Annotated in this window: 18 protein-coding genes; 15 read left to right on the top strand and 3 right to left on the bottom strand. The window is 42.7% G+C overall.

What is annotated here, in order from left to right; genetic code table 11:
- The first annotated feature begins 3 nt into the window (after positions 1-3).
- The 5 genes from BUA34_RS12165 to BUA34_RS12140 all read left to right on the top strand — a co-directional run bounded on the left by BUA34_RS12165 (position 4) and on the right by BUA34_RS12140 (position 8,048).
- Entirely contained in the window at positions 4-1,434 is a 1,431-nt protein-coding gene (locus tag BUA34_RS12165; RefSeq protein WP_072829983.1) for a restriction endonuclease subunit S, read from the top strand.
- 710 nt (positions 1,435-2,144) lie between these two features.
- Positions 2,145-4,097 carry a DUF262 domain-containing protein gene (locus tag BUA34_RS12155; protein ID WP_072829979.1) on the top strand — a complete coding sequence of 651 codons (1,953 nt, stop codon included), beginning with the start codon at positions 2,145-2,147 and terminating at the stop codon, positions 4,095-4,097.
- Positions 4,079-6,631, top strand: a complete 2,553-nt coding sequence (locus BUA34_RS12150) for a DUF262 domain-containing protein (RefSeq protein WP_072829977.1) — start codon at positions 4,079-4,081, stop codon at positions 6,629-6,631. Before BUA34_RS12155 ends, BUA34_RS12150 begins: the two co-directional genes overlap by 19 nt.
- Before the next feature lie 15 nt (positions 6,632-6,646).
- Positions 6,647-7,216: a hypothetical protein gene (locus BUA34_RS12145; protein ID WP_072830023.1), complete on the top strand. Its 570-nt coding sequence runs from the start codon at positions 6,647-6,649 to the stop codon at positions 7,214-7,216.
- Positions 7,217-7,238: 22 nt separating this feature from the next.
- On the top strand, positions 7,239-8,048 hold the full coding sequence (locus BUA34_RS12140) for a hypothetical protein (RefSeq protein WP_139255939.1): 810 nt from the start codon (positions 7,239-7,241) through the stop codon (positions 8,046-8,048).
- 11 nt (positions 8,049-8,059) lie between these two features.
- Here the strand turns inward: BUA34_RS12140 and BUA34_RS15945 are convergent, their stop codons facing one another.
- From BUA34_RS15945 to BUA34_RS12130, 3 genes are read right to left on the bottom strand one after another with little or no spacing between them, the layout of a single operon-like run.
- On the bottom strand, positions 8,060-8,227 hold the full coding sequence (locus tag BUA34_RS15945; RefSeq protein WP_175545459.1) for a hypothetical protein: 168 nt from the start codon (positions 8,225-8,227) through the stop codon (positions 8,060-8,062).
- 2 nt (positions 8,228-8,229) lie between these two features.
- The gene (locus BUA34_RS12135; protein WP_083579784.1) at positions 8,230-9,090 is read right to left on the bottom strand and encodes a nucleotidyl transferase AbiEii/AbiGii toxin family protein; all 861 of its coding nucleotides are present in this window, start codon (positions 9,088-9,090) and stop codon (positions 8,230-8,232) included.
- Position 9,091: 1 nt separating this feature from the next.
- Positions 9,092-9,670: a type IV toxin-antitoxin system AbiEi family antitoxin domain-containing protein gene (locus BUA34_RS12130; RefSeq protein ID WP_072829971.1), complete on the bottom strand. Its 579-nt coding sequence runs from the start codon at positions 9,668-9,670 to the stop codon at positions 9,092-9,094.
- A 135-nt stretch (positions 9,671-9,805) separates the two neighbouring features.
- Here BUA34_RS12130 and BUA34_RS12125 point away from each other — a divergent pair, with 135 nt between their 5' ends.
- The 10 genes from BUA34_RS12125 (at position 9,806) to BUA34_RS12080 (ending at position 23,931) form a co-directional block, all read left to right on the top strand.
- The gene (locus BUA34_RS12125) at positions 9,806-12,949 is read left to right on the top strand and encodes a type I restriction endonuclease subunit R (protein WP_072829969.1); all 3,144 of its coding nucleotides are present in this window, start codon (positions 9,806-9,808) and stop codon (positions 12,947-12,949) included.
- Positions 12,949-13,644 (top strand): M48 family metallopeptidase, encoded by a 696-nt coding sequence (locus BUA34_RS12120; protein WP_072829967.1) that lies wholly within the window; start codon positions 12,949-12,951, stop codon positions 13,642-13,644. Before BUA34_RS12125 ends, BUA34_RS12120 begins: the two co-directional genes overlap by 1 nt.
- Before the next feature lie 95 nt (positions 13,645-13,739).
- On the top strand, positions 13,740-15,059 hold the full coding sequence (locus BUA34_RS12115) for a GntR family transcriptional regulator (RefSeq protein ID WP_072829966.1): 1,320 nt from the start codon (positions 13,740-13,742) through the stop codon (positions 15,057-15,059).
- Positions 15,060-15,141: 82 nt separating this feature from the next.
- Positions 15,142-16,272, top strand: a complete 1,131-nt coding sequence (locus tag BUA34_RS12110) for a hypothetical protein (protein ID WP_072829964.1) — start codon at positions 15,142-15,144, stop codon at positions 16,270-16,272.
- Complete coding sequence (locus tag BUA34_RS12105; RefSeq protein WP_072829962.1) at positions 16,269-18,467, top strand: hypothetical protein; 2,199 nt, start codon at positions 16,269-16,271, stop codon at positions 18,465-18,467. The genes BUA34_RS12110 and BUA34_RS12105 overlap by 4 nt, the downstream gene beginning before the upstream one ends.
- Positions 18,468-18,492: 25 nt before the next feature.
- Complete coding sequence (locus BUA34_RS12100) at positions 18,493-19,116, top strand: hypothetical protein (protein ID WP_072829960.1); 624 nt, start codon at positions 18,493-18,495, stop codon at positions 19,114-19,116.
- Between the two features lie 7 nt (positions 19,117-19,123).
- Positions 19,124-20,191 carry a hypothetical protein gene (locus BUA34_RS12095; protein ID WP_072829958.1) on the top strand — a complete coding sequence of 356 codons (1,068 nt, stop codon included), beginning with the start codon at positions 19,124-19,126 and terminating at the stop codon, positions 20,189-20,191.
- A 1-nt stretch (position 20,192) separates the two neighbouring features.
- Positions 20,193-20,963 carry a hypothetical protein gene (locus tag BUA34_RS12090; protein WP_072829956.1) on the top strand — a complete coding sequence of 257 codons (771 nt, stop codon included), beginning with the start codon at positions 20,193-20,195 and terminating at the stop codon, positions 20,961-20,963.
- A 136-nt stretch (positions 20,964-21,099) separates the two neighbouring features.
- Positions 21,100-22,518: a phosphopyruvate hydratase gene (eno, locus tag BUA34_RS12085; protein WP_072829953.1), complete on the top strand. Its 1,419-nt coding sequence runs from the start codon at positions 21,100-21,102 to the stop codon at positions 22,516-22,518.
- Between the two features lie 246 nt (positions 22,519-22,764).
- Positions 22,765-23,931: a ribose-phosphate diphosphokinase gene (locus BUA34_RS12080; protein ID WP_072829951.1), complete on the top strand. Its 1,167-nt coding sequence runs from the start codon at positions 22,765-22,767 to the stop codon at positions 23,929-23,931.
- Positions 23,932-24,022 lie beyond the last annotated feature (91 nt).

The following is a 24,022-nucleotide window of genomic DNA, read 5'->3' as shown; positions in this document are numbered from 1 at the left end:
AGTATGAAAGAAACGAAATTCAAACAGACTTTGGTTCAGACGAAAAAAGGCTCTCGTCATTGCAAGCGTAGCGAAGCAATCCAGGGCGGTTTTAAAATGACCGAAATCGGGTTGGTACCGAATGATTGGAATGTTGCAAGCATGGGAATGTTGGTTGATTTTCAGGGAGGAAGTCAACCTGATTTAAAATATTTTAGATCTTCATATAAAGATGGTTATATTAGACTAATTCAGATTCGAGATTACAAAACAGATAAATATATTGTCTACATACCTGAAAGTATGGCTCGGAAGAAATGTCTCACTTCAGACATTATGATTGGTCGGTATGGACCCCCAATATTTCAAATTCTTCGTGGAATAGAAGGTGCTTACAATGTAGCACTTATAAAGGTTATCCCTAAATCTGACCGAATTAATCAGGAATTCTTATTTTATACTTTAAAAAGGGATGATCTATTTGCCATTATTGACAACCTATCTCGCCGATCCTCCGGTCAAACAGGAGTAGATCTTGTAGCTTTAAGAGAATGGCTCTTTGCATTACCCACAATCGAAGAACAACAACGCATTGCAAGCGCCCTCTCCGACGTTGACACCCTAATCGCAAACCTAGAAAAACTCATCGCCAAAAAGAAAAACATCAAACAAGGCGCAATGCAACAACTCCTCACCGGCAAGAAACGCCTCCCCGGATTCGGCTCAGACGAAAGAACGGGCTCACACCCTACAGACGAAAGACGAAAGGAGTGTCATTCTGAGCGAAGCGCAAAGCGCGAAGTCGAAGAATCCAGTGGCTACAAAATGACCGAACTCGGAATGATACCCAGTGATTGGGAAGTGAAGAAATTAGGACATTTGTGTTCTCTTTGGGGAAGGATTGGTTTTAGAGGGTATACTCGTGAAGACCTCGTTGAAGCTCATAAGGGCGCTATAACATTTAGTCCTTCAGATATACATAATCAAAAAATAGATCTTGAAAATTGTACTTATATCAGTTTAAAAAAATATGAAGAATCTCCTGAAATAAAGGTATTTAATGGAGACATCATTTTTGGCAAAACTGCATCTATTGGGAAATGCGCTTTAGTCGAGGGACTATCTGAAAAGGCTACTATAAATCCTCAGTTTGTTTTAATGAACAATTTTAAATGCAACAACCGCTTTCTATACTATCAGTTGATTGACAAGCCTTTTCAGACCAATATTTGGACTATATGTGGAGGAAGTACTATTCCTACAATGTCCCAAGAAAAATTGAAGCAGCAACAGATTGCATTTCCTTCTACATATGCCGAACAAACCGCCATCGCAAACGTCCTCAGCGACATGGACACCGAAATCTCGGCCCTCGAAACCAAACTCGCAAAATACCGCAAACTCAAAACCGGCATGATGCAACAACTCCTCACCGGAAAAATCAGGTTAGCGTAATTTTATTACCGCCCGATGATAAAAAAATCTATCTAGCTAGCCGAATAAAATATAGGTATCAATATGCTAAATAAAATATATCCTATAATCACAAAAGGTTTTGGTTGGCTAGGGGAAAAAATACAATCAAGAAAAACTAGAAGAGCTTTGTTTCAAATGTGGTTACAGTCTAAAATAAAAAAACCTTAAAATCCTCTTTAATCAAATTAATTATTAGCATATTGGCCGTTTACCTGGCAATTTCTGTGCCTTTCGGAAATCCCATATCCTTATGGGTATCCTCATTTTTGTTTATTGGTGTATTATTGTGGTCGTTTGTTGATTTTATCTATTTTCTAGTTGAATTCTATAAACTCCCAATAATGATTGTGCAAGAATGTAGTGTATCTAACGGAATAAGCGAATTCGTCAAGGCGAAATGGCCTAAAATAACTGGAGGATACGAAATCTTTCGAGTCGTTGGTCCGATATTCTCTTTCAAGTGTAAAGGCCTTCCTTCGATTAACGAAATGGTTCAAGATCTTGTGACCTATTTTGCAAAAGAAGCAATTCAACTTGTGGTATTTTTTTCTACATATACCTCTGTTGTTTATTATTTTTTAAAGCCACTCATTCTTGTAAAATATACAGGTTTAACAACTATGCAGATTTATCTTTTCCCGATAACGCAAATTTCGCAGGAATTAGGTTGATTAAAAAGGTCTATTGCTATGCAACTATGGAATAATATTGAAAAACGAAGTGAAAAACTAAAGCTCGACACCGTCTCGGTCAGTGAATTAATGGGAAATAAGTTTTATATTCCTGATTATCAGCGTGGATACCGATGGACTCATTTTGAAGTAACCAAGTTATTGGAAGACTTAAAGGAATATAAAGAAAATCGAACCAAGGATAGCAACAATTTTTATTGCATGCAGCCTCTTGTCGTTTTTTATAATAAAGAAAAAGAGGCTTGGGAGGTAATTGATGGTCAGCAAAGATTAACAACATTATATCTGATATTAAAATCCAAAATTAATAGTATTAAAGAGGACTTTCCCGAATTAGATCTCTACCAATTGTCTTATCAAAGTAGACCCGATAGTGAATCCTTTTTGCAAAGCATTGATGAACAGCAAAAGAACAGAAATATTGATTATTATCATATTTACAACGCATCCAAAACAATCACAACTTGGTTGAGCTCAAAAAGGTTAGGAAGTTCCTTTGTTAACGCCATATTAAATTATTCCGAATCAAGTGATGAGCCTTTAATAAAATTTATTTGGTATGATGTAACTGAGGAGATAGAGAACAGTAAAATATCTAGCGAAGAAGTTTTTTCTCGACTTAATGTAGGTAAAATCGGTTTAACCAATGCAGAATTGGTTAAGGCCTTGTTTTTAAACCAAGTCGATAAAGAAGTAGATCTTTTAAAAAAAGATGATGGGTCGGCACAAGACATTTCTGTAAAAAAACAAATTTCTACGCCTCTAAAAATCCGAATAGCAACAGAATGGGATTCTATAGAACACACATTGCATGACGGTGATTTCTGGTCATTTATTTACGGCAAAGACAATAACAAGTACGATACTAGAATAGAATTTTTATTAGATATTGTAAAACAAAAAAACAATAATAGCAATAGAGATGACGTTTACTATACATTTAATGAATATGTAAACGATTTTACCCAAAAAAGCCCTCCAAAAACCGTAGAGACGGCGTGGAAGGAAATTACCGATACATTTAATCTATTCAAAAACTGGCATGAAGACAGGCAAATATATCATTTAGTTGGATTCTTAAGATATAAAGGCGTTGATATATCAAGGATTTTTGCCATCCAAGATATGGCTGATACAAATGGTTACGAAGACTTTATCAACAAATTAAAAGAAGAAATAAAAAATGTTATGAAAGATCAGTTATCGGACATAGATGGATTGAATTATAAGGGAAACAGGAAAGCTATATTTGATGTTTTGCTCCTTCATAACGTAATGTCAGTTTATAACTGCAATGAAAAAAATGTTCGATTTTCCTTTAAGGATTTCTACGCAAACACCTTTGATCTGGAGCACGTTAGGTCGCAAACGCCTAAAGATATATCAGGAGACAAACGAAAGGATTGGCTTATAACCAACCTTGAATATTTTACTGGTGTTGAATATGACAAAATTGAAATTGAAAGGGGTTCTGCAGAAATATCAAAGAAAGAAGAAACCGTACAAAAAGATCAAAAGTTTCGCTCACTCGTCGAAGGGATGAAGGACAATCTTTCTGAAGAAAAAATTGATGACGAATGGAATTTGTGGGATGTCTGCTCTGATTTATTGAAATTGTGGGGCGAGCGAACAGATGTAACCACATCAAAAGTGTACAAATTATTGAGAGATTCCGTTTTTAAGGAATCTAGTTCATTTAGATACGAACATAGTATATCTAATTTAGTTCTTTTGGACTCTGGAACAAACAGAGGCTACGGGAATGCATTTTTCCCAGTAAAACGAAGAACTATTGCACAAAGAGAGAAAAATGGGGTCTTCTTTTTGCCCTGTACAAAAAACGTCTTTGCAAAAGCATACAGTTGTAAATTGTTAGATCTAATGAATTGGAATGATTCCGATGCAGAATCTTACATGAAGGAGTTGAAAGCATGTCTTTTAAACATCTAAGTTTCGTTGATCTTTTTGAACAAGAAGGATTGTGCGTTGAAATCCCTATGCTTCAACGAGATTACGCCTATGGTCGCGTTACAGAATCCGAAAAAAGAAAGGAGTTTCTGAAGAACATAAGAAAATATCTTTTATCAGACAATTCAAATCATGAGTTGGATTTTGTTTATGGATCGGAACAGGAACTTAATAGAAAAAAAACTTTAACTCTGCTTGACGGCCAACAACGCGTTACGACTCTTTTCTTGATGCACTGGTATTTTGCGTTGGCTGCTGGTGAAGAGAGTTTCGTTCGATTTAAGAGTATTTTGTGGGATGGGAGTCATTCCAAATTCTCATATAACACCAGATTTTCTGCTTCTGATTTTTGCGACAGTTTATTAAAATTAAGTAACAGAAGTTTTGATGCAGAAAATCAAGTTGTTGAGAACGATCGTGTAAAAGTTTTTATCGATTTAATAAAAAGTAATACAAAAAAGGGTTTTCTTTCATCGGCAATTCGAAATGAAAAATGGTATTTTTTGCATTGGAATAATGACCCGACAATTTTCAATATGCTGAACATGTTGGACTCAATTGCAGAAGAATTTCCATATGAAACTGCAAAAACATTGTTTGAAAAATTGGATAGAAAAGGTGAAAACGCAAGCATCACCTTTAATTTTCTCAATTTAGACGATTATAAGCTTACAAATGATTTGTATATTAAGATGAATTCAAGAGGTCGTCCTCTTACGCGATTTGAAAATCTAAAATCTAAAATTCTAAAAGAATTAGACCTAAGAAAAGATCAAGACGCGTATAAAAATGTTCTCAGGGAAATCAATGCCATAAGCGGGAAAGAGTACAATTCCTTAAGAGAATATGTCGGCTTAATGTTTGATACCAAATGGACCGATTTGTTTTGGAATTTAAATCAGCAGAGCGGGCTTGATGGAAATCCGCCTGTTGACGATATGATACTTAGCTTTATATGTAATTATTGCGTTTGTTTTGGCGCACTCCAATGCATGCAAGGCCAAATGTCAGTTACAAAAAACGGCGATGAACGTAAGTTTATCGATGGATTAATGGATCAGAAAAATTCTATTGAATATGAAACACTTATAGAAATATTATGCCATCAAGACGCTTCATGTTTGTACAATCTAATTAAAATATTTGATTCATTATGCGAAAAACAAAATTCAGAAATTACATTAAAGAAATATTTCAGTCCCTCTTTTTACATTTTTGATGAACTCAAGTCCTTTCAGAGCATTGCAAGGGATTATTGTACAGAGGGAAAAAATTATGATACGAAAGTACTGTATTTCGGCTACATGCTTTACATATCGCGCAGTCCTTACAATGGGGTAAACAATGCTCATTTTGAAGATTGGATGCGTTTTGTACACAACATCGTAATGAACAGTTATACATTAAGTAACGCGGGACATACTTTCTGCAATTCTTTGGCGGGCATTAATTATTTATTTGATTTAGATATTGAAACAGCCTTGCCACAGAAAGACATATCAAATATCTATACGTTAGATCGTTTCCAATTAGATGAAGAAATTTTAAAGGCAAAATTGAGTAAAAATATCTCGTGGAAACAGAGCCTCATAGACGCATCAACAAATTTAAAGTATTTTGAAGGACATCTCCATTATGTACTTATTGATTACTCGAAAGTTTTAGAATCAGATGTTCAAAATACTGCAGCTATTGATCGTTTTAATGCAAATGTTGCCAAGATGGTATCTATTTTCAATTCGAACGGATGTCTTTATGAGCCTGAGTTGATATGTGCTCTTTTATCCAAAGGCGATTATACTCCATTTTTTAATAGCAGCAACTCGTTGTTACAGAATTCTGGACGTGATACCAGTTGGAGACGATTCCTTAAGATGAGCCAGGAAAATGAAGGCGCTGATGATAAACGAAGGTTCTTCACTGATGTTATCTGTGACATTGATTTTGATGAACGAAATCCGAAGGACTCTCTAAAAAAGATTGCCGCAAAATATCCGCAAACAATTGACAATTGGCGTAAAAACATTATAGACTACCCCATTGCAATCGCCTATCTTGGTGCCGATCGATATATTAGGTGGAATGAAAAATCAGGGAGAGCTCATTCCAAAGTAACTCGAGATGACTACGAAATAGATTTATTGAAAAAGAAACAAATTTTCGGGAAGCATGCGGAACTATTTACTTATTGTCTATTCAATCAAATGAAGTCAAAAACCTTAAAAATAAGCCTTGATTATGAATATACAAAGTTAGAAGATGATCAACCTTTCATGAAGTGTTCTTTCATATCAACTCAAAATCCTTCATCAAAAATAGAGAGTAAGATTTTTTATGAGGATAAATCAAAATATACCATTCTTATTTATGTGCAAAACAAACCGATAGTTGAAAGAACGCTGTCGCAAAAGGGATTTTCTATCCAAGGAGATTATTACGAAAAGAAATGCGTTTCTGATGCAATAATTGAACAGGAATTAATCGGTTTGCAAAATACCTTGGAACCAATACTATAGTGATAGATGTACACTATGAAAAACAAATGCTATAGAGAACAGATTACTGAATACGATTGTGGTCCTACCGCTTTCGTGAATGCTCTGATTTATCTATTTAAGCGTAGTGACATTCCTTCACTGGCGATTCGTCATATCTATAAAGATACCTTAGATAGACCAGCATCATTTGGCACGTCTTTTGATGCTATGACAAAGTTGACGAAATGGCTTAGATCATACAAAAAAGAAAATTTTTCATTAGAGGCACAAATAATAAAAAAGGATGATGTAGTGTTTGAAGGGCACTTCCTGACAACCAAAGCATTGTGTGGAGTTCTTTTTGTTTATTTCGACCGTACATATGGGCATTTCATTACCGTTATTTATGAGAAGGGAGAATATATTTATTGTTTTGATCCTTATCTTAGGGTAGAAAAAAGGTCAAAAAACAAAGAATGGGAATGGCTTAACCCGCATAAATTTAATGGATGCAATTTAAGAATTAAACGTGATTATATCAACGAATTTAAATCGCATGAAACTTTTCGTGCAGGAAAATTAAGTGAACGATATTTTATATTGATTAGACGATGTAAAAAATAGTGCAGAGATTGGAATTAAAAAAGTGATGAAAGACGACAAAAAATACAAACGCGACTTTCTTAGGACAATTATCCTTTTGAAAGAAATTAAATTCTTCTCTGACCATTTATTCAAGGAACAATACAGATCAAATGATGCGGCAGCGATGCTGCAAAAGCATATAGATAATCAGATTTATCTAAAGTATGATTTTATACCTTTAAACCTGTTGAGGGAATCCCTTGATGGTTTTTCGATTTATTGCAAAAACAATCCTGAACTGACTGCGCAATCCAAGAAACTGAAAAAGGATTTAGACTTCGTTAATCATCTTAGGAATAAAGTTGGAGCTCATTTATCCGATGAAGCCTTGGATAAAATGATTCAATGGAATCCTGATATTTATGATGATAGGGCTAGAACGGATGTACTCTTTCAAGAATATCAGATTTATCGCGCGATGATGGAAGTGGCGATAAATTCGTATCTAGACACGAATGGGCAACAAAAGCAGTTTGGAACAGATTTAGATATAGAATTGGAAGCAAAAGTTTTTTATACCTATCTTTTAAATACGGTCAATTCGTCTATTCTTTTTTTAGAAAAAATCCAAAATGTCATTAGGCCCAACATCAAGTACATAAAGTTGTCTGAATCCACTGTACGTGAAGACGAACGGGAGGATTATTTCAAAGAGGCAATTCGGATAGCACTTGAAATTGGAAATGATTCGTCGAAAAAAGAAAAACTGCTTCCGCGGATGGCGGAAATTCTTAGGATGTTCGGTATTGATCCTGAACCGTATGGAGAAGCTGGCCATACAGATTTTAGATTTAAGACAAAACATAGGTGAAAATCGAATTTTTACCTACAATTACTGAATTCCGCCATAAAGGTTTCTGCCCCCTGACGTATGTCTTCCAAGATTTCCTTGTGCGACATCTTGGAATGCCGCAGGGAGTTGTATTCGCGCAATTTGCGGATGTCTTCTGCATCAAAGCGGCTACTTAAGTTAGGGAATTCTATGGTCATGTTTACTCCAGCGTCTCTTTTGTCCAGTACATTCCTAGCCTATCACGAATCAAATTCATTACGTCTTCAAAATTCAATGGATTTGTGTATTTGATTTTGTGCAAAAAGTTTTTCCAGAGTGCAAGTCTTGATTCGTCACGGGCGAATTTGGCGGAAAAAAGGTTTGCATTGGAAGAGTATTCTGTTTTTCTTGCATGGAATGTCGCCTTGATCGCAGACTCGAGAACATGATTGTCTATCTTGTGATTTGTCAAAATCTGATAGACATCAAAGAAATCCTTCATACGACTATTGCTTTCGTCGCGGGCAATCATGGCATGAAATTTTTCGGCGACAACCGATTCAATTGAATAGACGAAAATATTCGCTATGGGTAAATTATCAAGTAGTGTGGGGTACGACATCTCATTTACGCCAACAACCGAATCTCCGAAACCAACGTCGATGGCAACCCACTGGCGAATTGAATCCAGATTTGCTTGTATTTTCACATGAAGTCCGAGATATTCCTTGTCGTTCATGATGTCTTCAACTTGAATGGAATCGATGTCAAAAGTAATGCCATCTTCAGGACACGTTTGCGAACATATATCTGCAAACATGGAGCGGAGCAGTTCTGGCTTTGAAGGGAAATTTATGCCAAGCAAGTCCACATCCAAAGTCGGGCGTGCAATTATAGGATTCAAAGCGAACAGTAATGAACCGCCTTTCAAATAGAACGAAGACCTGTGCTTGCTTTTTGCGAGCCGATACATCAAGCGTTCATGAAAGAAGCGTATGAGAACCTGCTGGTAGTTCCCATGCGTTTTTCTTGTCTGCTCTAGTAGGCGATTCCGCACTGATTTTGCAATATCCTGAACCATCTTAAATCCCAATTTCCAAATATGTTTTCAGGGTTGCGGCGACTCTAAGTTTTTTTGCATATTCTATGAGTTTCGCGATGTTCCTGTCAGCGCGATGCAGGTATGCTTTAAGGATTTCGGCACATACATCCAGACCGATTTTGTTGCGGTATTTGATGGCGTCGCAGACGGAGCGTTCCAAGTCGGTGACGCGCACCTTGTGACCATGAACCTCCGCTGTCGTGGTTCCAAACTCCAGCAGATGATCTGACCAGTAGTAAAGCGTCACGGGAGGGAATTCGGGCAATACGAGTTTTCGTTTGCGTGGGATGGCGATACAAAATGCAGAAGGTATTTGCGTAGTGAGTTCGTAATGCTCCCATGCAGAATACATGCACAGTACACCGCCAGGCACAAGAACATCTATGTCGAGCATCGTATCTGCCAGCGCTGCAGGCTCCGCAAACACTCCGGGGCGCAGGCGAAGCAGTTCGCCAGACTGGACTTTTTGCAAGGCCTGATGATACTGATAGGCGCTCATGTTTTCGCGAACCATGAAGCCTTCGGTATTGCCTATTTCTTTTCCGTCGTATTTGGGCATGTTCTTAATATAATAAAATTACGGCAATTTTACAAATATGCCGTAGAATTTTAACATTTGGCAATGTTTTTTTCAACCAAAACATGCGTGTAGTGTGAAATTTGGTTTATATTTTGATAAAATTGGAATTAGACCATGGCCGAACCGAATATCAACATTCCCGAACGCAAGACGCAGGCAAAGGTAATCAAGTTCTTCAAGGACGAATTGCATTACGATTACCTGGGCAATTTGTGCGAAGTGGCGAATAAAAATATTCGCTATGATGATCTGTTTGCGTTCTTGGTGGGAAAGCAGCACTATTCGGAAACGGTTGCACGCAAGGCTATCGCAGATTTGCAACATGCGGCGGGCGACTTGCAGCAGGGTATATATTCTGCGAATAAGACTGTGTATAATTTGCTGAAGTATTCCCATTCTGTTTCTGATATGGATGGTGAAAACTTCAGCGTCTATTACATTGATTTTGATAATCCGGCCAATAATCATTTTGCCATTGCCGAAGAAGTGACAGTCAGTTCATCTTGCAGTACCAAGCGGCCTGACCTTGTCATTTATATAAACGGCATTGCAGTTGCGGTGATCGAACTCAAGAAGAGTTCTGTTTCTGTTGCCGATGGTATTCGTCAGAACTTGACGAATCAGAAGCCGGAATTTATCGAGTCGTTCTTTACCACGGTTCAGTATTGCTTGGCAGCAAACGAGAGTGAAGGTGTCCGCTACGGGACAATTGCCACTCCAGAAAAGAAGTATTTGACATGGAAGCAGGAGGCGTTTCGCGAACGCCTGCAGGAACTGGACGACAACGATTTGATTATCGATGATAAGAGTTCGTCGTTTGACGGCGTTCTCTTCGAGAGTCTTTATTCGCTGTTCAACAAGGTCCGCTTCCTAGACTTGATCCATAACTTTATCTTTTTTGATAATGGTATAAAGAAGGTCTGCCGCTACAATCAGTATTACGCGATTCACCGCACGTACAACAGGATTACCACGCAAAAGAAGGGCGGTATTGTATGGCACACGCAGGGCTCGGGCAAATCACTCACGATGGTCTGGCTTGCCAAGCGCCTGTTGCTGAACAATCCGAGTCGCAGAATTTTGATTGTCACGGACCGCGATGAGCTCGATGACCAAATAGAGCAGTTGTACAAGGGTGTGGAAGAAAAGATTATTCGCACCAAGAGCGGTCGTGATTTGCTGAATCGCTTGAATTCTACCGAAGGCTCTATCATTTGTTCGCTGGTTCACAAGTTCGGTCGCCGTGGCGGTGAAGTTACTGACGGCGATTACGAGAAGTTCTTGAAAGAAATCAAGGATTCGCTCCCGCCTAACTTTAGCGTGAAAGGTGATTTCGTCGTATTCGTGGATGAGTGCCACCGCACACAATCGGGCAAGTTGCACAAGGCGATGACGGCTTTGATGCCTAAGGCGATTTTCGTGGGCTTTACTGGCACGCCGCTTTTGAAGAAAGATAAGAAGACGAGTCTGGAAGTTTTCGGAAGCTACATTCATACATATAAATTTGATGAAGGTGTGCGCGACCACGTGATTCTTGACTTGCGTTACGAAGGTCGCGATGTCCCGCAAGATTTGCGCTCCCGTGAAAAAATTGATGAATGGTTTGACTTGAAAACGCGTGGCATGACGCCTGTCGCTAAAGCGAAATTGAAAGCCCGCTGGGCGAACATGCACACGGTTTATTCGTCTTACGACCGCCTGAAAGCGATTGCGAACGATATCATCCTTGATTTTGCAAAGGACGCCCGTTTGGCGGAAGGTCGCGGAAACGCTATCCTTGTCGCGGATTCCATTTTTACGGCTTGCCGCTTCTACGAAATTTTTCAGGCATTGGGTTTTAAGAAATGCGCTATCATTTCTTCTTACACGCCGAATCCGGGCGACTTGCGTACCGATACGGTTAGCCTCGATGAGGATACGGAAACTTTCAGGAAATACCAGATTTACTTGAAGATGGTTGGAGTCGAAGAAGGCGACGATACTTCCCGCATCGACAAGAAGGTGGAGGCCTTTGAAAAAGAGGCCAAACGCAAGTTCGTTGAAGAACCGGCTAACATGAAGTTGCTCATTGTAGTCGATAAGCTGTTGACTGGTTTTGATGCTCCTCATTGCACATATCTGTATATCGACAAAAAGATGCAGGACCATGGCCTGTTCCAGGCGATTTGCCGCGTGAACCGTTTGGATGACGAGACGAAGCCTTTCGGTATCATTATCGACTATAAGGAACTTTTTGACGATGTAACCGACAGTATGAACAAATACACATCGGGGGCATTCGAAGGTTACGATGACAGCGATGTCGATGGTTTGATTAAGGACCGTGCGACTGAAGCCGAGAAATATTTCAACAAGATTCTTGAAGAAATCGAGACGCTTTGTGAAGACGTGAAGCCACCTAAGGAACAGCCGGACTACATTCACTTTTTCTGTGGCGAAAATATCAGTTGGTTGAACAATCCGGAAGAATTTGAGGCACTTGCCCGCCTGCGTGAACGATTCTATTCGTTGGCGAGTAGTTTGGCGCGCGCGTTTGCCGAGTTGAAATCGCAAATTCTGTCGTTGCCCTATACCGAAGCCGAATGGAACGAAAAAGAAAAGCGTACCAATGATTACGTGAATTTGCGTCAGGTGATTATGCAGGCGAGTGGCGACTTTGTTGATTTGAAAGCTTGTGAACCCGATATGCGGCATCTCATTGACAACTACATTGCTGCCGGCGATTCCACAAAGATTATTGAATTTGATGACACGACTTTGCTGGATATCATTGAACTTTGCAAGTTTGATTTGACGGCTGGCAAAAAGAAGGTCCGTGAAAGTGCTGCCGAAAAAATTGAAAATAACATCCGCCGCAAAATCGTTGACCAGATAAATGTCAACCCTGCGTACTACAACAAAATGTCAGAAATTCTTGACCAGTTGATTGAAGAACGCAAGAATGGCTTGATTGAATACAAGAAGTTGCTGGAACGCTATATTGAACTTGCTAAGAAGGTGAATTCTTCGGCGGCAAACGAAGATTATCCGGCCTCCGTCAAGGGAAGTGCCGCAAAGCGTGCGATTTATGACAACTGCGGAAGTGATGAGGATTTGACAAATAGAATTTACGACGCCGTCATGAGCAGCATGCAAGCCGATTTCCGCAACAGCCCGGTGAAAATCAACAAGATTAAGCGAGCCTTATTCGATGTTCTGCAAGATGATGCCGAAGTTGACCGCGTCTATGAACTCATTAGCAAGCAGAGCGAATTCTAATGCGGATGCAAGTGTCGGGCATTACAGTTGCCGTTACAAAAAAGGATATCAAGAACATTCACCTCTCGGTGATGCCGCCCGATGGTGCTGTGCGAATTTCTGCACCGCTGAACCTTTCTGATGAATCCATCAAGATTTTCGTGCGTACCAAGGTTGCCTGGATTAAGCGCCAACAAGAGAAATTTGCAAATCAGGCTCGCTTGAGCGAACGTGAATATGTTTCCGGCGAATCCATTTTTATTTTCGGCCGTCAGTACTATTTGCGAGTAGAACATGACCGCGTAAATGGGTTTGTAATAGACGGGCAAAATGTGGTTCTGACTGTTCGCGAAGCAAGTACCGCACAACAGCGCGAAAACTACGTGAACGAAAAACTCCGCGAAATGCTTGTCGCCGAAATTGAAAAACGCTTACCCGCATGGGAAAAGAAAACGCACCTAAAGTGCAACGGCTGGCAGACAAAAATTATGCAGAATAAATGGGGCAGTTGCAACCCCGCAGGGAAACTCTGGTTCAATCTGCATTTGGCTCACACACCCATCCGCTGTCTGGATTACGTGATACTGCACGAACTCCTGCACCTGAAAGTCCGCCATCACAACAAAGATTTCATCGCCCTGCTCGACAAGTACATGCCCTTCTGGCAAGAAGTCCGCAAGGAACTCAACGACTTTGTCCTCATGCCGATGAAATAAATTAATTCCCCCGCATCTTCCTTTTGGTGATTCTTATAAATCCTATATTTCTTCTAAACTGTATCTAGTGTTATAAAAGAGGCGGGCGAGTTTTTATGACAGTCGAAGATTTTTGCAAGTGGATTGGATCGTCTAATTTCAAGGATGGGGACCGGCTCCCGTCCGTGCGCGAGGTGGCGGCGTCTTCGGGGGCGTCGACGTTCACCATTTTCCGTGCTTACAAGAAGCTGGCGTTTCAGGGGAAGATTTATGCAGAACACGGCAACGGCTACTTTTGGGGTGCAAAGCCAAAAATCGAGGTGTCTGCGCATGAACTCGAAACGGAACGCGTAGAGCGATTGCTGCTGGAGGACTGGAAGTCGGGAAAGATTTCGGTTAATCGCCCGCTTCCATCAATCAAGGACATGTGTCAGTCTTATGCGACGACGTTGGGGACCATGCGGCGTACACTGGAATCATTGCATGCAAAGGGAATTTTGGAACGCAGGGGGCAAGGGCGTTATTATTTTGTCGATGCCCGGTTGGCGGTTTCTAAGACAAAAGAAATCCTCCTGATTATGCGTTGCAACCCTAACGGGGATTTTAATTGTCTTGGCGAACGCGAACTTTCGTTTATGCAAAAAGTGTATGTGGAGGCGCATCGCAATAACTTGAACGTAAAGGCGCTGGGCTATTTCGAGGAGGAAGGCGCATTCCTGGATGCTAGCGGTAGCCGCATCAGGCTTGAAGATTGCCGTGAATGTTTTGGCGCGATTGTCTCGACGATGCTTGTGTTCAATATTAATAAGTTATTTGCAAAACTTGCGACAACGCGTTTTCCTGTGGCTGTGTGGTGGGAACATCCGCTGTACGACATCCCGCGTGCGCTAAAAAAAGAAAAGCGGTTTGCTTTTTTTAACCTCGCTTTTGGTGAATTTCCGGGACGCATTGTCGGGCGTTTTCTGAAGAAAAAAGGCTTGACGCGGATAGCCTTTGTTTCTCCGTATCACATGAGCATGTGGTCGAGGGACCGCTTGAAAGGTCTCAAGAATGTGGGGCTTGAGGTGTTCGAAGCGACTGATGCCTCGCATGCGAGCCCTTATGACTTTATGCAGGAACCGCGTGCACATGCCCGTTATAGACAAATTTTAATGTCGCTCGTGAAAAAAATCCCGCCTGTGGATGCGTGGGTTGTTTCTAACGACAGGGTCGGAGTCGAGCTTATTTCGCTTGCGAATCAGGGCAAGATTTTGCACCCGCCTTACATGGTTTCGTTCGACAATTCTACGGACAGCTACCGCAATCGTCTGGATTCCTTTGAGTTCAACGTGGAAACGCTTGCAGAACAGTCCGTGTTTCATTTGGTTTCGCCTGGAATTACCTTGTATAAAACAGGCGATTTCCGTGAACTCTCGGGGCATGTTGTCGAAAAGTAAAATTTTTTTGTTCTTATATGGTGTAGGTAAGATTATATTTGTAAATAAGGGAGAGATATTCCGATGGATTGGGAATAGTTTTATGAAACTTTGTAGTATTTTCATCTTTTTTATTGGACTTGCCTTGTACGCCTTTGCCGCCCCGGCGGGCGTTGCGGAATACTGTGCAGAAATCCTGAATGACAGTACGTATCGCCCCCTGCTTGTCAAGGACTTGAATGAACCGATAAAGGAATGGAATTATCCGAAGAAGATTCCTTGCGAGCAAACTCCGTGCGAAGCCAAATGGGAAACAGAAAGCAAGCTCTATTTTCCGAATGATATCCGTTGTCAGGATGGCAGGCTTGTTGGTGGCCTTTGTGGTGGAGGCGGAGGTATTAGCACCTGTATTCATTGCCCGTATCATCCGATTGAACTTGCACGAATCGAGAGCGTGAAGTTGTACGGAAGTAAAGTGGTTGGAGGCGACAGGTGCTCCGGTGACCGGTGGTATTTGCGCAACGCTCGTGAGACCTTGAAGGCTTTTTACGGCAAAACATTCAAGGGCGAGTGGACTGGAGAGTGGGAAACCAACGGAAATGCGGAACTCCCGCAGATGAAGGTCGATTTTTCGGCAAAGCTCGTGGGCGAGTGCAGCGAAACCATTCCCGCTCTGGACTATTGCGTGGCGGGCGGCAAGGATGCGGAACTTTATCTGTTGAATCGTTACGACAATTTGCCGGAGCCCCGTTTTGTCGAGAAGAACGACAAGATAGATTGCGAGGGGGCGATGCGCGTGGAAAAATCGTACGAGATGGATTTCGGCAAGTACGGGAAGCGCCTGCTTTCGCATTTTGTGGAAGAGGATACCTGCCATGCAACAAGCAAGATTGCGGTAAAGGTCTATATGCCTATCCCGCAGCATATCGATGCGCAAGCCCTCAAGGGAATACCTGCAAAGAGTTTGTACGGGAAAACGTTTTTCGTGACATCAAAAAACTCCCTGACCTGCAATTTCGATACGGTCGAGAGGAATGTGCGTTTTAGTGTGCGTGTTGTGGGCAAGTGCGGCAAACGCGACATGCAGGGCAAGAAAAAGCTGAACATCCTTGAACTAGAACAGGTCGAAGATGTTAAGGCTTATGGGCACTCTATTGCGGGATATTGGGAAAAGTGCGGTGAAGAATACGTCTGCCCGACAAACTGTATCGAAGTGAAGGACTTGCTAAAATGAAACGTCTAGGTGTCTTGTTCTTGCTTTTGGCTTCGGGAATCTCTTGGGCGAAGGGACCTTCGACGGCACATTTTTGCGTCCTGCATTTTTCGAAGACTGAAAACAGCTATGAAATGGTAATCTGGAATGTAGGGGAGGCTGTTGCCGATAGAAAATGGAAATGGCCCGATTCGCTTGCGTGCGGCAATGCTTTCTGGAAAAACGGTTTTGCGCTAGAATACAAGGGCGAACGGATTGAATTTAAGGGAGATTACAAGGATGCCCCTAGAGGGCGCGTCTGCAAGATTTGCACGGACGAAGCTCGCTTGCGGAACAGCGCCGTGCCGGCACCGTCTATGGATAAACTAAGCGCCTACGAATATTACACCTCGCACGAAATTTCCGAGAAAAATAAGCGACCAATCGAAAAGTCCTTTATCGAAGAACTTTACGGGAAAAAGTTAAAGGTGGAATGGAAAAGTTCGCTTTCATGTTCGTGCCCCAAGTATGAAGTTTCTACCCTGAAGACGAAGCTGAATGTGGTGATTGACGGGGAATGCGCACCTGCTGCCGCAGATTCGGTGGACAACGATGAGGGTGAATGGCTTGGAGGTTGCTCCTGCTCCGGGGGCGAGAAATGCGCTTCGGATGACGACGCGAAAGAAACGAAAAAGGACACGGTGCCTGCGCCGGGAATGTTCCCCTGTTATTCTTTTTATTCGACCTACGAACATCCAAAAGTAAATTATTACGGAAGCTCTAAAGTGATGAATATGGATGGACACCCCGAGGGAAGGGGAACGAGTCTGGGCTGTTTCAATATCCAGGGCAAAAACTACCTGGTGCTGGGTTCCAATGTGCCCGCTCAAATCCATACCGCCTTTGATGACGAGAATTATAACTATTGCTATGACAGCGTGAAAAATCTCAAACAAAAGAAGCGGGTGGAGACTCCGTTCTATTCTTGCTATGGTGGCAAGTCATCACCGAAGGGGTGCTTGCCTAGAGAAGATGGTTTCAATCTCGTATTCGATTCTAAGGGTAAATTTACCGGCAGGGAATACACCGGAAAAGAAATGAAGGATATCCTGTTGCCGGCGAACGTTTCGGAAAAGGTTCTGGCTGAAATCGGCGATGATGCAGCCCGTAAGACTGCGGGTATGGCGTTCTATTGCGGGGATGAGAGAGTCGGCTACAAGAAGTTTGTGCGGAATCAGTTGCATTCGCTGAAGGAAGCATTTGACGAATGCAATGCGAGGACGGATTCGGATGTATGTGACGCGATACGCGCGAAGAAGGATTCGATTTTGGTCGAAGAGGCCTTGCGTCAAAAAGAGTGGGAAGAAAAGCACCGCAAGGAAGTCGAAAAAATTGAAAAAGAGAAGAAGGCTTTCTACGATAGCGTGGAGGCTACCAAGAAACGATTGGAAAATGATTCCGCCTTTATCAAGTTGAACCAGGCCTACGCGATTTTCAAGCGCTATGAAAAATTGAAATATTGGGATTTGGAGGGCAAGGAGATTGCCAACCCCGATTCTGTCCATCCCCTTGAGATAGCGAAACGTAAATGGGTCGTAAGCATAGAGGATTCGGCGAAATATGCAAAGGTGATGGATTCCATCAAGACATTGAATAGTCCGTTCTTTGAGCGGATTCATGCACGGTCCGAGTCCATTTGCAAGGGAAGGCCCGCGAAGAAAGGTGTACAGAAGGAATTGAACGATTTACTTTTGGCATGGTACAGGAAAGAAGGCGGAAAGGATTATTTTGTAGAAAATAGGTCTGTTTCTTATACGACGGAACCCTGTGGAGTTGACAAGAATTTTTCGCAAACATTCGGTGTGGTTGTGGAGACGGGCTGCAAATATACGACAATCGATACCTTCTGCGTCGATACGAAGGGAGCGAATTTCAAGAGGTTGTTCTTGACAGGTGAAGACTGGGAAGCCCTTGACGTGTTTTCGGGTTGTGACCGCTGGACAGGGACCATGAAGCATGAAGAAGACAGATACAACAAAACGGAATTTTTGCCGATAGAAATCAGCTGGAATGAGTTTGATATGTGTTTTGATTATGGTGCGGATGGGCTTGGTGATATTTATCTGGATTTAGAGAATGGGGTGGCGACCGCGTCTTGGAATTGCTTTGAGCACCACTTCAAAAAGATAGACGGTGTCTGGAAATACGAGGACACGTCCGTAACGTGCTGGCATTGAATTTTTTATAAAGGATGTTTCAATCATGAAAGGAATCAAGAAATCCATCGTACTTCTATTTTCAGCTTCGTTGCTGTTCCTTGGCAGTTGTGCCAAGAACCATAACGATATCATTCTTCATAAGACAACGTCTTTTTGGACGGGGAGCCCGGTGATTAAATTGGATGTCCCGTATCCTGAACCGCTCACTTTTGAACTCCCGTCTGCTGAATGGGTGCCTCTTAAAATTCAAAAGAAGGAAGGTGTAAATACGCGGATAGAGCTTGCAGAAGGTGCGGCTGATTCGTATGTGAAGGTGGCGATTGATGGTCAGACTAAGAGCTTGTTCGAAAGTCTTGAAACCGAAAGCGGTGTGGATTTTGGCCAGTCGGATTCGTTGATTCTCATGGGCCTTTTCGGTCATTACAAGACGATGACTAAAGCTGAAAATTCCGATAAGCCGATTCAGTATAGCGAAACGAAATTCGAAAGGCAAGATGGCGATGCGTTTGCTTGGATGGTGACTTCAAATGGCTCTTATGGTGTCGCGTATGCGGTGCTCATGACGAAGAACAATAACTATTTCACGATTGAAGTCAATCAGAAAAATCGCGAGACGGATATTGAGAAAATTTTGATAGATATCGTGAAAAGTCACAAGACGTATTAACAATTGAATGATGAAAATGTGTTGGCTGCCGGTTCTATTGATGGCGATGTTCCTTTGCGGGTGCTCGCAATCCAATGAAGATGAAGTGCGAAAAGCAAAACGGTTTGAGGCGTTAAAAGGGCTGCCGTTGGACACGGTCCTTACGCGTGCGTTTAAATTCTATGAGCGGTTCCAGGCGACGGGTGATACGCTGTTGCGCGATTCCATGAACGATTACAGGGACCACTTTTTTGCGAGATGGGAATTGTCATCGGATTCTCTTTGCGGGACGGTTGCGCCGGACGATTCTTTGGCGGCTGAATTACGCGATATTTATGAAGTTGTGTTGGAGTTTAATGCTAAACGTATGTATCGCTATATTCTTGACAGGGAAAAGCGCGAAGCCTTTGAGAACACTGTATATGAAACGATAAAGAACACTAAGCATATTGACATTACTGATGTTCTTGCTGATATAGAAAAATGGAAAGAAAATCCGGACTCGATACGAGCGCTTCATAATCAACGAGATAGCGTCGAGAGTGCCGACATTTGGAGTATTCCGCTTGAAGAAACTTTGGCGGGCTTGAAAAATGATTCAAACAATGTTTTGAATCGTGTATATTTTGTTCAAACGATGGATTTGGTTTATATGGATACATCTGCTTCTGATATGAATGATTTGGATAGGATTAATTTCTTCGATATAGAGCAGAAAGCTTGGAAAAAAGTGAAATCTGCCTGCTTGAACAAAACTCCAATGAATCAGCAGGTTCTTGTTCTAAACGATGATTATGAACCTTTATTGAACAATTTTATGAAAGCGAATATCCATGAGAGCCGCCGAGAGCGAAATACGTTATTGCCAAATAAATACCCCTTCTGGTATCCGATGATTTCTGTTGTGCCGTGTCATTCAGGCGACGATTTTTATTTCAATTCGTTCCCGACTATATGGAGTGTCGTGTTTAACAAAACTCATGATATGGTAATGTTGAATGTAGGGGAGTCCTTCAATAATGGAGGTTACTACTATTTATCCAAGAAAAACGGGAAATGGAAATTGGTAATGCATAAGCATGGCTGGGTATCATAGAATGAAATTATTTTCTTTGTTCTTCATGTTAATGTTTGCGGTATGTGTTTTTGCACAGCCGTCTATGCAGCTTGTTGATGCGAACGAGCCGATTTTGCAGGACTCGTTGGTGACTGATTCGCTTTCGAAAATATCGTTATCGAATGATGTTGATACAAACACCATTGTCGATACGAATAAAGTTGAAAGTGTTAATGTCGGGTTTGAAAGGCGCAATTTCCGGTCAAAGGATTTTTTTCCGGACGGCTTTGTTTTTGAGGTTGGGTATCCGGCACTGACTGCGTTACATTTGTCCCTTTGGGGAATTAGGATGGATCCGTGGGATGATGGTCGTGCTTTGAAAAAATACAATTTTTTGTTCGGTGTCCCCATTGTATCTTTTGATGTAGATGAAAATATGGTTTCTGATGAAGGAATCTTGGCTTTGATACTCTTTTTTGCGTCTTTGGAAAGAAGCGAGTCTACGATGAAAACGTTATTCAAACTGGACTATCTGTTGTTTGGCAATACGTATTTTTCTTTATCGGATAATGGACAATTTGGCTTGTTTGAAAAACATCGCATTTTGGATTATGGAATTTATAGTTTGATGACTGATGGAAAACCTTGGGAGTTTGGATTTTCGGAGGCGCTCGGCTTGAGGCTTGTCTTGTCGAAAAATTATAAGGGTAGTGGGTATTATATTGACTTGGGCGGTCATGTGAGGATTACGAACCAGCGTTTTCGTTATGGCGTGTTTGTTCAATTGGGGGCGTTTGGCAGTGGTAAGTAAAAACCATTGGATCCTATCGGTCGCAAACAACTAACAACTAAATCTTCACATTTTTTCTTCTTACTGTCTACTGCTTACTTCCTACTTTTCTATATTTTTTACATCAAAATTTTCACTCTAAAACAAAAGGCTAAAAATGGCTTCTTTAATTAAATCCGTTGTTGCCCGCCAGATTCTTGACTCTCGCGGCAATCCCTCTCTCGAAGTTGATGTTACCCTCGAAAACGGTGTGACCGGTCACGCTGCTGTTCCGAGTGGTGCTTCCACCGGTGAACGCGAAGCATGCGAACTCCGCGACGGTGACAAGAGCAAGTTCCTCGGCAAGAGCGTTTACAAGGCCGTGGATAACGTGAACAAGAAGATTGCAAAGAAGATCATCGGCATGGATCCGTCCAAGCAGACTGAAGTTGATGATGCCATGATCGCTCTCGACGGCAACCGCATGCTCAAGAACAAGCTCGGTGCAAACGCTATCCTCGGCGTTTCCATGGCTGTTTGCGTTGCTGCTGCTAAGGATGCTGGCCTTCCGCTTTACCAGTACATCGCTAACCTCCACGGCACCACGAAGCTCACGCTCCCGTGCCCGATGTGCAACGTGATCAACGGCGGTGCTCACTCCTCCGCTCCGATCGACTTCCAGGAATTCATGATCGCTCCGGTTGGCGCAAAGACTTTCTCCAAGGGCCTCCAGATGGTCACCGAAATCTTCCACGCCCTCAAGGCTGTGTTGAAGAAGGCTGGCTTCGACACCACCGTTGGTGACGAAGGTGGCTTCGCTCCTGGCGTTTCTATCAAGCCGGCTAAGAACAAGTTCGGTTACGAAATCACTGGCGTTATGACCCTCGAAAAGGCTCTCGACGCTCTCAAGGCTGCAACGACCAATGCCGGTTACAAGTTCGGCACTGACATCAAGATCGCTCTTGACGTTGCTTCTTCTGAATTCTGCGACAAGAACACCAAGGCTGGCAAGCCGGAAACCTACACCTTCAAGAAGAGCACCAAGAAGACTGTCAAGTCTGCTGACATGGTCAAGCTCTATGAAAAGCTCATCGACAAGTATTCCATCTTCTCCATTGAAGACGGTCTCGATGAAGCTGACTGGGCTGGCTGGAAGGTCATGACCGACAAGCTCGGTGGCAAGATCAACCTCGTTGGTGACGACCTGTTCGTTACGAACCCGACCATCTTCGACGAAGGCATCAAGGCTGGCATCGCTAACGCTATCCTTATCAAGGTGAACCAGGTCGGTTCTGTTTCTGAAACCCTCGCTGCTATCAAGCGCGCTCAGGTTGAAGGCTATGCTCCGATCGTTTCTCACCGTTCTGGCGAAACCGAAGACACCTTCATTGCTGACCTCGCTGTCGGTACTGCTGCTGGCCAGATCAAGACTGGTTCTCTCTCTCGTACGGACCGCGTCTGCAAGTACAACCGCCTCCTCCGCATCGAAGAAGAACTCGGCAAGGCTGCTGTCTACGCTGGTGACCCGCGCAAGAACTGCAAGGCTGCTCCGGCTGCCAAGAAGGCTGCTTGCAAGAAGGCTTGCAAGAAGGCCTAATAAGGCGAGTGTCGCAGAAACAAGCTTGCTTGTTTCTATGACTGAGCCGCTTAGGACTGCGCTACGAAGTAGCGCAACGCTAAGTAATTAGCTTCTTTTAGAACAAAGTATCTAAAAAAGAGCCTCGGCGGAAGCCGGGGCTTTTTTGCTTTTGGTGATTTTCTTGCCCTAAAACTTGAAACGTGGATAGATTCTAACTATATTTGGCAATAACACAAAAAACAACCCTTCAATCAAGGCAAAAATATGTCAGATCGTTTTATCGTGACCGGTAACTTTACCGATGATCCGTTTGCCATCGACATGGCTCAGTACATCGGCCTCCGTGAAGATATCTCCGACGTGGTCTCCCTGAAGACTTTCGCCAACTCCGAATTCTGCCCCCGCTACATGCTGGATGTGGACGATATGGAACGTATCGGCCGCCGCTTGGAAGGCAAGATTGTCTTGATTTGCTCGGTTTCGAACCACGAACGCAGCCGTAACGACTACGCTATGCGTAACTGCATCCTCGCTCGCGCCGCTAAGGATAACGGTGCCGAACAGGTCGTTCTCGTGGAACCGGATTTGTTCTATAGCGCTCAGGACCGTGGCCCGCACCGCATTGGCGAACTTGAAAAGGATCGCCCGGACATCGACCTCAAGAAGTTCGACGGTCAGGCATTCACGAGCCTCCTTTACGCCCAGCTTTTGAAGACCGCTGGCGTCGATGCCGTTGTGACTTGCCACAACCACAGCATCAAGGTCCAGAATCTTTTCAACGACGTTTTCGAAGGTCACTTCCACAACTTGATTCCGACCGACGTTTATGCTCACTACATCAAGAACAGCAACTTTGTTCAGACCGGTAAGGATGGCAACAACCTCGTTATCGTTTCCCCGGACAAGGGCGCACGTCCGTTCATGAACGCTGTATACGATGCTCTCCAGCTTCCGGAATGCAAGCGCGTTGTTATGGACAAGGTTCGTACTGGTGAACGCGAAATTTCCATGACCTTCAACCCGGAACTTTCCGACATCAGCATCGAAGAAATCGAAGGCAAGGACGTGATCGTATTCGACGACATGGTTCGTACCGGTACAACGATCGTTCAGTGCTGCGAACACATCAAGAAGGGCCACCCGAACCGCGTTTGCTTCGGCGTGACGCACTTCCACACCAGTGCCGAAGCCCGTGAAAAGCTCAATAGCCCGGCTATCGACGAAATTCTCACGACCTCCACGCTTCCGGATATCATGAACCGTGACTGCCAGGGTCGTCTCCGCAAGAAACTCACTGTCTTGAAACTTGGCAAGTGGATTGCTCGCCACGTGATGCAGATGTACGGCATGGACGACGGACGTTTCGAGAAGGACTTCTACAAGATTGATATGTCCTCCAAGAACCCGCGTTGGCCGCCTGCATTCTTCTAATTTTGGCTGTATATGGGAATGAAATCCGGATATCGAAAGATATCCGGATTTTTTGTACTTTTTTCGGGAAATGTGGTTCGAAAATCGGTAT

It is taken from the genome of Fibrobacter sp. UWB12 (genome assembly GCF_900142485.1).
GTDB lineage: Bacteria > Fibrobacterota > Fibrobacteria > Fibrobacterales > Fibrobacteraceae > Fibrobacter.
This window is presented reverse-complemented; position numbering and strand designations above follow the sequence as displayed.

Excerpts from the sequence above, each read along its gene's own strand:
- BUA34_RS12165 (WP_072829983.1), top strand. The coding sequence starts at position 4 with ATGAAAGAAACGAAATTCAAACAGACTTTGGTTCAGACGAAAAAAGGC.
- BUA34_RS12155 (WP_072829979.1), top strand. The coding sequence starts at position 2,145 with ATGCAACTATGGAATAATATTGAAAAACGAAGTGAAAAACTAAAGCTC.
- BUA34_RS12150 (WP_072829977.1), top strand. The coding sequence starts at position 4,079 with ATGTCTTTTAAACATCTAAGTTTCGTTGATCTTTTTGAACAAGAAGGA.
- BUA34_RS12145 (WP_072830023.1), top strand. The coding sequence starts at position 6,647 with ATGAAAAACAAATGCTATAGAGAACAGATTACTGAATACGATTGTGGT.
- BUA34_RS15945 (WP_175545459.1), bottom strand. The coding sequence starts at position 8,227 with ATGACCATAGAATTCCCTAACTTAAGTAGCCGCTTTGATGCAGAAGAC.
- BUA34_RS12135 (WP_083579784.1), bottom strand. The coding sequence starts at position 9,090 with ATGGTTCAGGATATTGCAAAATCAGTGCGGAATCGCCTACTAGAGCAG.
- BUA34_RS12130 (WP_072829971.1), bottom strand. The coding sequence starts at position 9,670 with ATGCCCAAATACGACGGAAAAGAAATAGGCAATACCGAAGGCTTCATG.
- BUA34_RS12125 (WP_072829969.1), top strand. The coding sequence starts at position 9,806 with ATGGCCGAACCGAATATCAACATTCCCGAACGCAAGACGCAGGCAAAG.
- BUA34_RS12120 (WP_072829967.1), top strand. The coding sequence starts at position 12,949 with ATGCGGATGCAAGTGTCGGGCATTACAGTTGCCGTTACAAAAAAGGAT.
- BUA34_RS12115 (WP_072829966.1), top strand. The coding sequence starts at position 13,740 with ATGACAGTCGAAGATTTTTGCAAGTGGATTGGATCGTCTAATTTCAAG.
- BUA34_RS12110 (WP_072829964.1), top strand. The coding sequence starts at position 15,142 with ATGAAACTTTGTAGTATTTTCATCTTTTTTATTGGACTTGCCTTGTAC.
- BUA34_RS12105 (WP_072829962.1), top strand. The coding sequence starts at position 16,269 with ATGAAACGTCTAGGTGTCTTGTTCTTGCTTTTGGCTTCGGGAATCTCT.
- BUA34_RS12100 (WP_072829960.1), top strand. The coding sequence starts at position 18,493 with ATGAAAGGAATCAAGAAATCCATCGTACTTCTATTTTCAGCTTCGTTG.
- BUA34_RS12095 (WP_072829958.1), top strand. The coding sequence starts at position 19,124 with ATGATGAAAATGTGTTGGCTGCCGGTTCTATTGATGGCGATGTTCCTT.
- BUA34_RS12090 (WP_072829956.1), top strand. The coding sequence starts at position 20,193 with ATGAAATTATTTTCTTTGTTCTTCATGTTAATGTTTGCGGTATGTGTT.
- eno (WP_072829953.1), top strand. The coding sequence starts at position 21,100 with ATGGCTTCTTTAATTAAATCCGTTGTTGCCCGCCAGATTCTTGACTCT.
- BUA34_RS12080 (WP_072829951.1), top strand. The coding sequence starts at position 22,765 with ATGTCAGATCGTTTTATCGTGACCGGTAACTTTACCGATGATCCGTTT.